This window comes from Geodermatophilus sp. SYSU D00758 (assembly GCF_054049955.1).
Genome location: NZ_JBJGYK010000046.1, coordinates 1 through 13,560 on the forward strand (window position 1 = coordinate 1; position 13,560 = coordinate 13,560).

The following is a 13,560-nucleotide window of genomic DNA, read 5'->3' on the forward strand; positions in this document are numbered from 1 at the left end:
CCCCGCCCCCCACCCGCCCCCCCCCCCCCCCCCCCCCCCCCCCCCCCCCCCCCCCCCCCCCCCCCCCCCCCCCCCCCCCCCCCCCCCCCCCCCCCCCCCCCCCCCCCCCCTGCGTGGTGGGGTCAGCGGTCAGGCCGAACCGTCCGCACCGCCGTCGGCGCCGCCGTCGGCGCCACCGTCGGCACCCCCGTCCGCGGGGCCGTGCCCGGCCGAACCGTCCGCGCCGCCGTCCGCACCCCCGTCCGCGCCACCGTCCGCGCCACCGTCGGCGCCGCCGCCGACCGCACCACCGTCGGCCGGGCCGTGGCCCGCGCCGCCGTCCGCGCCACCGTCGGCGCCGCCGTCGGCACCCTCACCCGCGGCACCGCCGTCGGCCGGGCCGTGGCCCGCGGTGGTCATGTCGTCGTCGTCGAGCGCCATGCTGCTCCCATCAGGTCGTGGACCACCGGGTGGTGGCCCTCCGGTCGCTGCAGTACCTCCCCCATCGTGCTCTCACACACCCCGGGCGACCAGCGGGGACGCCGTGCGCGCGGGGCGCCACGTGACGATCCGGTTGCGGTCCTGCCGTGGCCCGTGACGGGGCCGGTCCCGGGGGAACCCCAGGAGGGTCTGGACCGACGATCGAGGCAAGGGGAAGACATGACCGAGGGTCGTACGCGCACCGGCGCGGAGTTCCGGGAGAACGTCGCGCAGACCACCCCGGTGGACACCGGGGAAGGAGCGACGCGGGCCGCGCACGAGGTGCCGGTCGAGCACGCGGTACCCGCCGAGCACGGCGGGCCGGTGCAGGTGGCGGTGGCCCCGCCGCGGCGGGACCGCGTCCGATGGGGCCCGGTGTGGGCCGGGCTGATCGTCGCGGTGCCCACGTTCCTGCTGCTCCAGGTGGCCACGCTGGCGCTGGGGTGGTGGGACGTCGGACCCGGGGCGGGCGGTAACAACGCCGACTGGTTCAGCGGCATCAACGGGCTGATCGCCCTCTTCCTCGGCGGGCTGACCGCCGGGGCCACCGCGCTGTGGCGCGGCATGGCCGAGGGGCTGCTGCACGGGATCCTCGTGTGGGCGCTGAGCGTGGTGACGCTGGTGCTGCTCACGCTGTTCGGCGGGGGCGCCCTGCTCGGGTCGGTGGCCGGCGTGGTCTCCGACGTGGCGAACATCCAGCAGTCCGACCTGCCGGACGTCGCCGCCGGCCAGGTCTCCGACATCGCCTCCTCCAGCGCCGCCTGGGCGAGCCTGGGGCTGGGGCTGTCCGTCGCGGCCGCGGCGCTGGGCGGGGTGCTCGGCGCCAAGATGTGGCCCGGGAAGCGGGAGCGCGAGGCCGACCGGGTGGGCGTGGTCACGGACCGGTGACACCCGCCCGTCGGGAGGCCGCTCCCGCCCGGCGCCCGCTATCGTCCCTGCAGGTCGAACACACGTTCGACCTGCAGGGGCGCGGCGGGAGGTCGGGGTGGCACGGGGACGGGCGGCGGGGTGCACGGTGCTGCACGTCGACATGGACGCGTTCTTCGCCAGCGTCGAGGTGCGCCGCCACCCCGAGCTGGCCGGGACGCCGGTCATCGTCGGCGGGGCGGGCACCCGCGGGGTGGTCACCTCGGCCACCTACGAGGCCCGCCGCCACGGCGTGCACGCCGCGATGCCGACCTCCCGCGCCCTGCGGCTGTGCCCGACGGCCACCGTCCTGCCGGGGGACATGGCGCTCTACGCCGACGTCTCCCGCGCGGTCATGGCCCTGTTCCGCTCGGTCACCCCGCTGGTGGAGCCGGTGAGCATGGACGAGGCCTTCCTCGACGTCGCGGGCGCCGGGCGCCGGCTCGGGGACGCCGCCGAGGTCGGCGAGTACCTGCGCGGCCGGGTGTACGACGAGCAGGGCATCACCTGCTCGGTCGGGGTGGCGCCGACCAAGTTCGTCGCCAAGCTGGCCTCGACCTCCGCCAAGCCCGACGGCCTGCGCGTCGTCCGCCCGCCCGAGGTCATGGCCTTCCTGCACCCCCTGCCGGTCGGTGCCCTGTGGGGCGTGGGGGCCAAGACCGAGGAGGTGCTCCTGCGGCTGGGGCTGCGCACGGTCGGTGACCTCGCGCACGTCCCGGTGCGCACCCTCCAGCGGGCGGTGGGCCCGGCGGCCGGCGCCCACCTGCACGAGCTGGCCTGGGGCCGGGACCCGCGGCGGGTGGTCCCCGACGAGCCCGAGCGGTCCACCGGTCACGAGGAGACCTTCGGCACCGACGTCGACGACCCGGTGGTGGTCCACCGGGAGCTGCTGCGGCTGGCCGAGCGGACGGCGGGCCGGCTGCGCTCGGGCGGCTGGCTGGCGCGCACGGTGACCCTCAAGGTCCGCTTCGCCGACTTCACCACGATCACCCGCAGCCGCACCCTCGGCGTCCCCACCGACGTCGGGCAGGAGCTCTACGAGACCGCCCGCGCGCTCTTCGACGCCCTCGGCCTGGACCGGGCGCGGATCCGGCTGGTCGGCGTCCGCGCCGAACGGCTGGTCGAGGCCGGTTCCGCGCCCCGGCAGCTCGAGCTCGGCGCCCGGGAGCACGGCCGGCGGGACGCCGAGCTGGCCGCCGACCGGGCCGCCCGCCGGTTCGGGGCGGGGGCGGTGCGCCCGGCGACCCTGCTGCAGCGGGGAGCCCCCCGGTGAGCGGCGGCGCCACGCGCCCGGGACCGCGCCCGGGACCGCGCCCGGGAACCCCGTGCCGGGCCCGTTCGTCGTCCTCCCCGGAGTCGCGGGCCACCCGCGAGGGTGATCGCCTCGTGATCCCCGGCGGGTCGGCGCCGGCTCGCCTTTCGCGCCCTGCGAAGGGCTCGTATCCTCGAAGTCACCGTCGGCGAACACTCCGACGGGTACTGGCTCAGGCCCAAGTGGAGGTCGACGTGCCGCTCTCCGAGCACGAACAGCGCCTGCTGGAGCAGATCGAGCGCGCCCTCGTCGATGACGACCCCAAGTTCGCCTCGTCGGTCCGCAGCGGCGACCGCCGCCTCAAGGCCCGGCGCAGGTTCCAGCTCGGTGCCCTGCTCGTCGTCGGGGGCCTGGCCCTCCTCGTGGGCGGCGCGGTCATCCCCTCCGTGCCCCTCGGCGTGCTGGGCTTCCTGGTGATGTTCGGCGGCGCCGCGCTCGCCGTCCTCAACTACCGCACGGCGACAGGCGCGGTCGAGGCCGGCCCCGGAGGCGCGCCGGCCGGGCGCGGCCGCGGTGGCAAGGCCCGCCGCCAGCCCATGAAGAACCGGCTCGAGGAGCGCTTCCGCCGCCGCTACGACCAGTAGCCCGGGCCCGGGCCTCGCGCCCGAGCCCCGGGTCCAGCCCCCACCGAGGCCGCCCCGACAGCCGCCGTCCCGCTCCGGGCCGGCGGCTGTCGTCGTTCCCGGGCCCGTCAGGAGGACACCGTGCCGCAGCAGCCGGAGGACCGGGCCGCCCCCGCCGACACCCCGGCCGACGCCGGCACCGCCGCCGTCTGGGACCGGCTCGGCGCCGACGGCGGCCTGTGGGCGTGGGGCGACGCCGACGGCGTCGTCCCCTGGACCCGGGACGACGGCACCGACCTCGTGCCGCTGTGGACCAGCGCGGACGACGCCGAGGCCGAGTGCCGGGCCGACGCCGAGCCGGGGGAGCGGCCGGTCTTCCTCGCCGTCGACGAGCTGCTGGCCGAGGTCCCCGACTGGGTGGCCGCCGGCGTCGCCGCGGCGGTCCTGCAGCCGGCGGACGGCCGGGCCGCCGGCACCGTCGCCCTCGACGAGCTGACCGAGCGGCTGCTCCGGACCCAGGTGGACGGGCGCGGCTGAGCAGCCCGCGCGACCGGCCACCCGCGGCCGATCTCAGCCGGCGGTGGCCCGCCGCCGCGCCGGCCGGGGCAGCCCGGCGGGCAGCCCGTCGCGCACGTCGGCCAGCAGGGACGGCGGCCACAGCAGCGCCCGCAGCCGAGCGCCCCGCGGCGCGGCCGCCAGGAGCCCGTGCCGGGCGCCGGCCAGGGCCTCCCGCAGCTCGTCGCCGCCGGGTGCCGAGCCCGGCGCCGCGTAGGACGCCGCCTCCTCGGCCCGGGCCAGCCGGCGGACCGCCTCGGCGGCCGACGCGGTCCGCGGCCCGGCCCGGTGCACCCCGCCGGCGGGGGACCCGAGCGCGCCGACCAGGTGCTCCCCGGTCTGCCGCGGGGTCCAGGCGGGGTCCGAGGGCAGGTCCAGGTCCCGCGCGGTCGCGGTGAGCTCGTCCCACAGCGCCCCCGGCTCGCCGGAGGCGACGCGGCGGCGGCGCTGGAGCGCCCGCAGCCCCGCCGGCGTCCCCCCGAGCGCGGCGACCCCGAGCACCGCGCCCCCGGCCAGCAGCACCGGCCCGACCGGCGTGCCGGTCTCCGCCGACGGCGGGGCGGTCAGGTCCGGCTCGGCGAGCGGGTCGACCTGCGGGGCGGGGGCGACGGGCCCCGGGAGGGGCGCGGCCGGCGCGTCGGTGCGCTCGGCCGCCTCCTCCTCCTGGGGGCGCGGGGCCCACGGCAGCTCGACGGCGCGGGTGGCGTCGATCGGCGTGGGGTCGAACGGGATCCAGCCCAGGTCGTCGAAGTAGACCTCCACCCAGGCGTGCGCGTCGTCGCTGGTGACCAGCCGGCTGCCGTCGGGGCGCTCGGTCCCGGGGGTGTAGCCCAGCACCACCCGGGCCGGCAGCCCCGCGGCGCGGGCCAGCACGGCCATGGCGCCGGCGTACTGCTCGCAGTAGCCCCGCCGGCCGGCGAGGAAGTCGACCAGGTCGTCCCCGCTGGTGCCCGCCGGGGTGGCGAGGGAGTAGCTGAACCCGTTGGCGGGGTCGGTGAAGTACGCGTACAGGGCCTGCGCCCGCTCGTACGGGGTCGTCGCCCCGGCGGTGACCGCGGCCACGAGGTCGGTGACCGACGGGTCCAGCGGGGGCAGGGCGGTGTAGCGCTGCACCAGCGGCAGGGCGGGGGCCAGCTCCCCGGCCTCGGACAGCTCCACCAGGCCCGGCCGTGGCTCGACGGCCACGACCGACCACGTCTGCCCCGCCGTGGAGGCGTCCCGGCCGAACACCGTCGCGGTGCTCGGGTCGAAACGCCAGCGCTCCCCGCCGGCCACGCCCACCGCCAGGGGGGAGAACAGCACCGGCAGGAACCGGTCCTGGTGCCCCAGCGCGGTGATCAGCGCCTCCACCTGCCGGCCGGGCCGCCGGCCGGGCAGGGGCGCCAGCGCGGCGTCCCCCTCCACCGCCTGCTCGCCGTCGAGGTTGCCCACCGTCCACCCGTCCTCGGCGGTGTAGACGTCGAGGGCCACGACCCTCAGGTAGCCGGGGTCCTCGACGTCGGTCTCCAGGCGCAGCAGCTCGATCGGCTCGTCGAGGGTGAGCTGACCCTGCAGCGCCGCGGCGGGGTCGAGGGAGGTGCCCGTCGACCCCCCGCCACCGCCGGGGCCCAGGCTCCGGGCGAAGGCCCCCTCGGTCAGCGTCGGGACCAGCGCGCCCAGCACGACCCCGAGCGCCACGGCGACCGCGCCGGTGCGCAGCGCCGGGACCGCACCGGCCGCCCGCCGCGGCCGGCGTCCCTCGCGCGGGGCGGCGCCCAGCCGGCGCCGCTGGTCGGCCCACAGCAGCAGGGCCAGACCCGCCGAGGGAGCGGCCACGGGGAGCACGCCGACGCCGCCGGTGACCGTGCTGACCGGCACGCAGACCAGCACGAGCAGCCCGAGCCCGGCCAGGGCCGGCTGCCGGCCGCCGACGGCCACCAGGTCGACGACGACGGCGACCACCCCGACGAGCAGCACGGTGAGCGCCAGCAGGCCGGTCAGCGGCAGCGCCGGTGTGGACTGCTCGCGCATCTCGGCCGATCCGTCGGTCAGCACCCGCCCCAGGGCGGCGAGGCTGTCCCCGGTGGGCAGCACCCCGCCCGTGGCCTCGCCGGGCGCGTACAGGGCGGTCAGCACGCAGAGCAGCAGCCCCAGCTGCAGGAGCGGCACCAGCGGGACCCCGAGGGCGGTCCCCAGCGGGGACGCCGACCACCGGGGGAGGGCGTCGCGCAGGGCGGCCCCGGCCAGCCGCAGCAGCAGCCCCCCGGCGGCCACCACCACGACCCCGGCCAGGGCCGGCGGCAGCCAGGACCGGTCGGTGAAGACGGGCAGGAGGGCCAGCGTGCCGAGGACGGTGGCGACGGCGGCGGCCACCGTGGTCCCGGCCTCGTCCAGGGCGGCGCGGCCGGCCGGCGCGCGGTGGCCGCTCACCCCGGCACCCCCTGGGGCACCGGTGCGGCGGCCGGTCCGAGCTGCGCCCAGACGGCGGCCAGGGGCACGCCCGCCCCGGCGACGGCGACCCGCCACCCCGCGCCCCGGAGCAGGTCGGCCGCCGCCGCCACCTGGCGGGACAGCTCGTCGCGCGCGGCGCCCCCGCCGCCGCGGCGGCCCCGGCCGGCGGCCGCGGCCCAGCTCCCCAGGTCGGTGAGGACGGCGGCGTCGGTGCCGGGGCCGGCGCGGACCCGCGCCAGCTCCGCGGCCTCGTCCGGGCCGACCGCCCCCAGCAGCGCCACCACGGGGCCGTCGCCGGCCGCACGGCCCAGCAGCTCCACCCCCGGGCCGAGCCCCGACAGCCGGGAGGGGCCGAGGCCGGCGAGCCGGTCGAGCAGCTCCTCCTCGCCCAGGCCCGGGCGCCCCGGTTCGCGGGACAGCTCGCCGGCGTCGGTCACCACCCGCAGGGTCGAGCCGCGGCGGAGCAGTGCCGCGCCGATGCCGGCGGCGGCCTCCACCAGCCACTCGAGGCTGTCCTGCGGCGGGGCGGGGTCACCCGGGACCGGCGGGGGCGCCGGCGCGGCGTGCCCGCGGGCCAGGAGGTGGGCCCGCGTGCGGGTGTCGAGCAGCAGCGTGGCCTGGGCCCGCCACGGCCGCTCCTCCAGCCGGACCATGAGCTCCCCGGTCCGGGCGGTCGCCCGCCAGTGGACCTTGCGCAGGTCGTCGCCCTGGCGGTACGCGCGCGTGCTGACGTCGTCCTCCCCGTGCACCGCGATGGCCCGCCGGGTCCCCTCGCCGCCCCGGCCGGAGCTGCCCGCGGGCCCGGCCGGGCCCAGGGGCAGCACCCGGGGGACGACGGTCAGCGGCGCGGTGTCGGTGCCGGAGACGGTGCGCAGGACCAGGCCGAAGGGGTCCACCAGCCGCAGCCGCAGCGGCCCGAGCCGGTAGCGACCCCGGCGGCCGCCGTGCACCCGGTAGTGCAGCACCGCCGACCCGCCACCGGGCAGCCCCTCGACGGTGAACTGGGGCGAGGGTCCGAGGTCGGCGGGGACGGTCTCGGCGAGCAGCCAGAGCCCCCCGCGGCCCCGGCCGGCGTTGCCGACCTCGAGCCGGACGCCGGCGTCCGAGCCGCGCGGCAACCGGGCCGGGGTGACCGTGCGCCGCGAGGTGGCGCGGAAGCGGTGCCGGGCGACCGCCGCCGCCGACACCAGCGGCAGGGCGAGGACGAAGACGGCGACCTGCACCAGCGCCGTCTCGCCGAGCAGCACGCCCAGGGCCAGGAGGGTGGCCCCGCCGGTGACCAGGCAGCGACCCCGGAGGGTGAGGGAGGCCAGCGCCGTGGCGACCGGTCCGCGCACGGTCAGCGCCCGCGCAGGACCGGGACGTGCGCGAGCAGGTCGGTGACCACCTGCTCGGCGGTACGGCGCCCGGCGGCCGCGTCGGGGGCGAGCAGCAGGCGGTGGGCCAGCACCGGGACGGCCATGGCCTGCACGTCGTCGGGCAGCACGTGGTCGCGGCCGGACAGCGCGGCCGACGCCCGGGCGGTCCGCAGCAGCTGCAGCCCGGCCCGCGGCGAGGCGCCGAGCCGCAGCTCGGGTGCCCGGCGGGTCGCCTCCACGAGCGCCACGACGTACCGGCGGACGGCCTCGGAGACGTGCACCCGCCCCACCCCCGCGACGAGCTCCCGCACGGTCGCGGCGTCGGCGACCGGCGTCAGCGCGGCCAGCGGGTCACCGGTGGTGGTGAGGTCGTCGAGCATGGCCAGCTCGGCCTCGCGGTCGGGGTAGCCCATGGAGACCCGCGCGGTGAAGCGGTCGCGCTGCGCCTCCGGGAGGGGGTAGGTGCCCTCCATCTCGATCGGGTTCTGGGTGGCCATCACCAGGAACGGGCGGGCCAGCTCGTAGCTGACGCCGTCCACGGTGACCTGGCGCTCCTCCATGCACTCGAGCAGCGCCGACTGCGTCTTGGGCGAGGCGCGGTTGATCTCGTCGGCGACCACGATGTTGGCGAACACCGCGCCGGGCTTGAACTCGAACTCCCGGCTCTCCTGGTCGTACACCGAGACGCCGGTGACGTCGCTCGGCAGCAGGTCGGGCGTGAACTGGATGCGGTGCACCGTCGCGTCGATCGAGGCGGCCAGCGACTTGGCCAGGGTGGTCTTGCCGACGCCGGGCACGTCCTCCAGGAGCAGGTGCCCCTCGGCCAGGAGCACCACCAGGGCCAGGTGCACGACCTCCGGCTTGCCGTGGACGACGCGGGACATGCTCGCCGCGATGCGCCGCCCCTCGGTCTCGACGTCGAGCGGCGCGCCGGCCGTCCCCCCCGGAGTCCGGGCCAGCTCCGTCACATCTCCTCCTCGTCGGCGACCGCCGGCGCGTCCGGCCCCCGGCCCCGGCGGGCCCGCGCTCCGGTTCACGGTACGTCGCCGACCGGTTCCCCGGGCCGTTCGCGCGACCTGCGCCCCGGCGGCCGCGGTCGCGGTCCCACCGGCGGGCCCCCGGGCGGGCTCGCGGGCGCGGGAGGGGGGCCCGGGACGGGCCGCCGTCCCACCCCGGCCCCACCGCGCCCCACCCGCGGCCGGCGAGGCGCCGAACTGCGCGCTGACCTGCGCGGTGACCGGTGGGGAAGGCCGGTCACGACATGGTGTCGAGTGGTGTCTGGTGGGGCTCAGTGGGTTAGGGTGTGGCGCGGTGGGGGAGCAGGGCCCGCTCCGGGGTCCCCGGAGAGCCATGGGAGGTCCAGTGCGGGAGGTGATCCGGTGTTCGTCGGCAGCTACCCGCTCCGCCTCGACGAGAAGGGCCGGCTCGCCCTCCCCGTGCGCTTCCGCGAGCAGGTGGCCGGCGGCATGGTGATCAAGAAGGGGCAGGAGCGCTGCATCTACGGCCTGACCATGGCCCGCGTCGCCGAGCAGAGCGCCGCGGTCGCCTCCATGGCCCCGGCCGACACCGCCGCCGCCCGCATGCGCGCGCGCATGAGCTTCGGCTCGATGGTCGAGGTGGAGCCGGACAAGACCGGTCGCATCACGATCCCCGCGAACCTGCGCGAGTACGCCGGCCTCGACCGCGACGTGGTCGTCGTCGGCGTCGACACCCGCTTCGAGATCTGGGACAGCGGCACCTGGGAGGCCTACGTCGCCGAGCAGGAGGCCGCCTTCGCCGACATGGAGAGCGAGGGGATGCCCACCCTCTCCTGACCGTCCCCGTGCCCCGCCCGGGCCCCCGACCGAGCCGACTTCCCCGCGGCTCGACCGGGTGGGTGACCCCGAGCCGCCTTCCCCGCGACTCGGTGCACCCCGGGCGCCGGCCGCCCCCGCGGGCGGCCGCCGGCAGGAGCCGGCCCCGCGGCACGGACGTCCCGGTCCCCGCGGGGCCCACCTGACGCACTTCCCCGGCGCCAGGCGGGCCCCGCGGGGCGCCGGCCTCCCACCCACCCGCTCCCGGTGCCCCACCGCGCCCCACCCGCCCCACCGCACCCCACCGGCCCCACCGCTGCCCACCCGTCCCGTCCGCACCGCGCGCCGGCGCTCCCGGCTCGTGCGAAACGCCTCCTGCCTCCACCCGCCGACCCCCGTCCGGCCCCACCATGGACGGGCCCGTCCGACCCGCCGCCCACGCCGGCCGGCGCGGCCGGCACCGACCCGCCCGAGGAGCGCACCGACGATGAGCAGCACCGAGCCCGTGCGGCCCGCGGTGCACGTGCCCGTCCTCCTCGAGCGGGTCGCCGAGCTGCTCGGCCCCGCCTGCGCCGGGGACGGCGCCGTCCTCGTCGACGCCACCCTCGGCCTGGCCGGGCACGCGCTCGCGCTGCTGCGCGCCCACCCCCGCCTGCGCCTGGTCGGCCTGGACCGCGACCCCGACGCCCGCGCCGAGGCCGCCCGGCGCATCGCCGCCGCCGGCTGCACCGAGCGCGCCACCCTGGTCCCCGCGGTCTTCGACGAGCTGCCCGACGTCCTCGACCGGCTGGGGCTGCCGGAGGTCTCCGCGGTGCTGTTCGACCTCGGCGTCTCCTCCCTGCAGCTCGACCGGCCCGACCGCGGGTTCAGCTACGCCGTCGACGCGCCCCTCGACATGCGGATGGACCCCGCGGCACCGCGGACGGCCGCCGACGTGGTGAACACCTACCCGGCCGCGGAGCTGGCCCGCGTGCTGCGCGTCCACGGCGAGGAGCGCTTCGCCACCCGCATCGCGGCCGCGATCGAGCGGGAGCGCGCCCGGGAGCCGATCACCCGCACCGGCCGGCTGGCCGAGCTGGTGCGGACGTCGATCCCCGCCGCCACCCGCCGCACCGGTGGCCACCCGGCCAAGCGGACCTTCCAGGCCCTGCGCATCGAGGTGAACGACGAGCTCGGCGTCCTGGAGCGGGCGCTGCCGGCGGCGCTGGCCGCGCTCGCGGTGGGCGGCCGGCTGGCGGTCATCACCTTCCACTCCCTCGAGGACCGCATGGTCAAGCGGGTCCTCGCCGCGGGCGCCGCGGACCGCACCCCGCCGGGCCTGCCGGTGCCGCTGCCCGGGCACGGGCCGACGCTGCGGCTGCTCACCCGGGGCGGCGAGGCGCCGTCGGAGGCCGAGGTCGCGGCCAACCCCCGCGCCGCCTCGGCCCGGGTCCGGGCCGCGGAGCGGATCCGCCGCGAGGTGGCCGCGTGAGCGCCGCCGCCCGCACCGCGGGGGTGCCCGAGGAGCCCCCCCCGCGGACCCCGCCGGCCGCCCGCCGGCCCCGCCCGGTGCCCCACCCCGGGACGGCGGACGCCGCGACCGGCGCACCGGCCGCCGGCGCCGCCCGCACCCGCACCACCCGCCCTGCCGGCGCCGCCACCGCCGACGCAGCGCCGCGGGCCGAGGGGCCGCGGACCCCGGCGCCGCGCACGGACCCCGGCGCCGCGGCCGGGCGCACCGCCGCCCGCCCGGACCGCTCGCCCGCCCCGTCCCGCGCCGACCGGCCCTCCCGGACCCCCGCGCCCCGGTCGGCGACCGGGGCACGGGCTGCCGGCGGCGCGGTACCCCCGGCCGGCCCCGTCCGCGGCCGGGCCCGCAGCGTGCCGATGCGCACCGGCGCCCTCCGCACCCGGACCGCCCGCGCCGGCAGCCGGCCCGCCCGGGCCGCCTCCCCGGCACCGGCCGCACCGGCCGCCCGCGGCCGGCACGGCCTCGCCGTCCGGCGCGCCCCGTTCGCCCTGCTCGTGGTCGCCCTGCTCGCCGCGACCACCGTCGGCCTGCTGGTGCTCAACACCTCGATCGCCGTGAACTCGCTGCGGGCCACCGAGCTGGAGAGCGCCAACGCCGAGCGCGCCCAGGAGGTCCAGCGGCTCGAGCAGCAGGTCGTCGCGGGCGGCACCCCCGACCGGCTGGCCGACGCGGCGGGCGACGCGGGGCTGGTCCCGGCCGGGACGGCGGCGTACCTGGTCCTCGGCCCCGACGGCTCGGTGGTCCTGCGCGGCCGGCCGGAGCCGGCTCCCGAGCCCGAGCCCGCGGCGCAGCCGCCGGGCACGCCGGCCGTGGCGGGGGGCTGAGGGTGGCGAGCACCGTCCGCCACCCCGCTCCCGGGCGCCGCGGCGGCGAGCGCGGCGCCGGGCGTCCCGGGGCCTTCGCGCCGCGCCGCCCGCCGGGCAGCCGCCGCGTCCGCCGCCCGCTGCGCCCGGGCACCCGCCGGACCACCCCGGGGCTGGTCCTCCTCCTCGTCCCCCTGCTGCTGGTCACCGGCAAGCTGGTGCTGCTGCAGGGCGTGGACGGCCGGGCCTACGCCAACGCCGCGGAGGCCGACCGGCTCAGCTCCTACCCGATCGCCGCGCTGCGCGGGCAGATCACCGACCGCGACGGCAACCCGCTGGCCTACACGGTGGCGGCCTCGCGCGTGGTGGCCGACCCGACCGTCGTCGGCGACCCCGCCCGCACCGCCCTCGCGCTGACCACGCTGCTCGACGTCCCCGTCGCCGAGCTCACCGAGCGGCTGTCCCGCGACAGCCGGTACGTCGTGCTCGCCGCGCAGGTCCCGCCGGAGACCGTGGACGCCGTCGTCGAGCTGGGGCTGGCCGGCGTCTCCTTCGAGGACGACCCCGTGCGGCTGTACCCGGCCGGCAGCACCGCCGGCCAGGTCGTCGGGTTCGTCGGGCGGGAGGGCGCCGGCCTGGCGGGCGTGGAGCGGACCCTCGACGAGCAGCTGGCCGGCACCCCGGGGCAGCGGCGGGTCGAGGTCGGCAGCGGCGGCAACCCGATCCCCTCGGGCATCGACGAGTCCACGCCCGCCGTCGACGGCGACGACGTGCGGCTCACCCTCGACGAGGACGTCCAGTACGCCACCGAGCAGCGGCTCGCCCGGGCGTGCGACGACGGCGCGACCACCCGGGCGTCGGCCGTCGTCCTCGACGTGCACACCGGCGAGGTCGTCGCGATGGGCTCCTGCCCCGGCTACGACCCCGGCGCGGTGTCCCGGACCGACCCGGCGCTGCTGGGCAACCCCGTGGTCTCCGACGTGTTCGAGCCCGGGTCGGTCATGAAGGCCGTGACCCTGGCCGCCGCCCTGGAGGAGGGCGCGGCCGAGCCGGACACCGTGCTGACCGTCGACGGGCACATCCAGGCCGGTGACGTCGTGGTCACCGACGCCCACGACCACGAGCCCATCGACTGGACGGTCACCGGCATCCTCGCCAAGTCCAGCAACGTCGGCACGATCATGCTCGCCCGGGAGGTCGGCGACGCCACCCTCGAGCGCTACCTGCGCGCCTTCGGCCTCGGCAGCCGCACCGGCGTGGAGCTGCCCGGCGAGAGCGGAGGCATCCTCGAGGCCTCCGACCGGTGGACCGAGAGCCGGGCGGCCAACGTGCCCATCGGCCAGGGGGTCTCGGTCACCACCCTGCAGATGGCCTCCGTCTACCAGGCCCTGGCCAACGACGGGGTCCGCATCGAGCCGCGCGTGGTGGCCTCGGTCGGTGGCGAGCCGACGCCGCGCCCGGAGGGCACCCGCGTGGTGAGCGAGGAGACCGCCGAGCAGATGGCCGGCATGCTCGAGGCCGTGGTCGGCCCCGGGGGGACCGCACCGCTGGCCCAGGTCGACGGCTACCGGGTCGCGGGCAAGACCGGCACGGCCCAGCGCGCCAACCCCGAGTGCGGCTGCTACGACGGCGGCGGGTACGTGACCACCTTCGTGGGCTTCGCCCCCGCCGACGACCCGCAGTACGTGGTGGCCGTCGACCTGGAGCGCCCGACCAGCGACGCCGAGGGTGGCCAGGTGGCCGCCCCCGTGTTCGCCGACATCATGCGGCAGGTGCTGGTGGCCGACGCCATCGTCCCCTCGGGGACGCCGCGACCGGACTTCGTCCTCACCGGCCCGGACCGGTAGGAGACCCCCGGCCCTCCCGCCCCC

12 protein-coding genes are annotated in these 13,560 nt (G+C 79.1%); 8 read left to right on the forward strand and 4 right to left on the reverse strand.

The genetic code is table 11. The features are described 5' to 3' along the window. Positions 1–129 precede the first annotated feature (129 nt). Positions 130–420, reverse strand: a complete 291-nt coding sequence (locus tag ACI8AC_RS21835) for a BatC protein (protein ID WP_456899948.1) — start codon at positions 418–420, stop codon at positions 130–132. Positions 421–639: 219 nt separating this feature from the next. Between ACI8AC_RS21835 and ACI8AC_RS21840 the strand changes: the two genes are divergently transcribed. The 4 genes from ACI8AC_RS21840 to ACI8AC_RS21855 all read left to right on the forward strand — a co-directional run bounded on the left by ACI8AC_RS21840 (position 640) and on the right by ACI8AC_RS21855 (position 3,777). After that, complete coding sequence (locus ACI8AC_RS21840; RefSeq protein WP_456899949.1) at positions 640–1,347, forward strand: permease; 708 nt, start codon at positions 640–642, stop codon at positions 1,345–1,347. A gap of 97 nt (positions 1,348–1,444) precedes the next feature. Further along, entirely contained in the window at positions 1,445–2,638 is a 1,194-nt protein-coding gene (dinB, locus tag ACI8AC_RS21845; protein WP_456899950.1) for a DNA polymerase IV, read from the forward strand. A 233-nt stretch (positions 2,639–2,871) separates the two neighbouring features. After that, positions 2,872–3,261: a DUF3040 domain-containing protein gene (locus tag ACI8AC_RS21850; protein ID WP_456899951.1), complete on the forward strand. Its 390-nt coding sequence runs from the start codon at positions 2,872–2,874 to the stop codon at positions 3,259–3,261. A 120-nt stretch (positions 3,262–3,381) separates the two neighbouring features. Beyond that, positions 3,382–3,777 carry a DUF2750 domain-containing protein gene (locus tag ACI8AC_RS21855; RefSeq protein ID WP_456899952.1) on the forward strand — a complete coding sequence of 132 codons (396 nt, stop codon included), beginning with the start codon at positions 3,382–3,384 and terminating at the stop codon, positions 3,775–3,777. A 33-nt stretch (positions 3,778–3,810) separates the two neighbouring features. On the opposite strand, the gene ACI8AC_RS21860 is transcribed toward ACI8AC_RS21855, so the two are convergent. From ACI8AC_RS21860 to ACI8AC_RS21870, 3 genes are read right to left on the reverse strand one after another with little or no spacing between them, the layout of a single operon-like run. Continuing rightward, a complete protein-coding gene (locus ACI8AC_RS21860; RefSeq protein WP_456899953.1) occupies positions 3,811–6,204 on the reverse strand; it encodes a transglutaminaseTgpA domain-containing protein in 2,394 nt (797 codons plus the stop codon). Continuing rightward, on the reverse strand, positions 6,201–7,562 hold the full coding sequence (locus ACI8AC_RS21865) for a DUF58 domain-containing protein (protein WP_456899954.1): 1,362 nt from the start codon (positions 7,560–7,562) through the stop codon (positions 6,201–6,203). The genes ACI8AC_RS21860 and ACI8AC_RS21865 overlap by 4 nt, the downstream gene beginning before the upstream one ends. Before the next feature lie 2 nt (positions 7,563–7,564). Beyond that, positions 7,565–8,551 (reverse strand): AAA family ATPase, encoded by a 987-nt coding sequence (locus ACI8AC_RS21870; RefSeq protein WP_456899955.1) that lies wholly within the window; start codon positions 8,549–8,551, stop codon positions 7,565–7,567. A 411-nt stretch (positions 8,552–8,962) separates the two neighbouring features. Between ACI8AC_RS21870 and mraZ the strand changes: the two genes are divergently transcribed. From mraZ to ACI8AC_RS21890, 4 genes are all read left to right on the forward strand, one after another. Then, on the forward strand, positions 8,963–9,397 hold the full coding sequence (mraZ, locus tag ACI8AC_RS21875; protein WP_456899956.1) for a division/cell wall cluster transcriptional repressor MraZ: 435 nt from the start codon (positions 8,963–8,965) through the stop codon (positions 9,395–9,397). Between the two features lie 466 nt (positions 9,398–9,863). Next, the gene (rsmH, locus tag ACI8AC_RS21880) at positions 9,864–10,847 is read left to right on the forward strand and encodes a 16S rRNA (cytosine(1402)-N(4))-methyltransferase RsmH (RefSeq protein WP_456899957.1); all 984 of its coding nucleotides are present in this window, start codon (positions 9,864–9,866) and stop codon (positions 10,845–10,847) included. Then, a complete protein-coding gene (locus ACI8AC_RS21885; RefSeq protein WP_456899958.1) occupies positions 10,844–11,710 on the forward strand; it encodes a hypothetical protein in 867 nt (288 codons plus the stop codon). The genes rsmH and ACI8AC_RS21885 overlap by 4 nt, the downstream gene beginning before the upstream one ends. Positions 11,711–11,712: 2 nt before the next feature. Then, the gene (locus ACI8AC_RS21890) at positions 11,713–13,536 is read left to right on the forward strand and encodes a peptidoglycan D,D-transpeptidase FtsI family protein (protein WP_456899959.1); all 1,824 of its coding nucleotides are present in this window, start codon (positions 11,713–11,715) and stop codon (positions 13,534–13,536) included. Positions 13,537–13,560: the final 24 nt, after the last annotated feature.

Excerpts from the sequence above, each read along its gene's own strand:
- rsmH (WP_456899957.1), top strand. The coding sequence starts at position 9,864 with ATGAGCAGCACCGAGCCCGTGCGGCCCGCGGTGCACGTGCCCGTCCTC.
- ACI8AC_RS21840 (WP_456899949.1), top strand. The coding sequence starts at position 640 with ATGACCGAGGGTCGTACGCGCACCGGCGCGGAGTTCCGGGAGAACGTC.
- ACI8AC_RS21835 (WP_456899948.1), bottom strand. The coding sequence starts at position 420 with ATGGCGCTCGACGACGACGACATGACCACCGCGGGCCACGGCCCGGCC.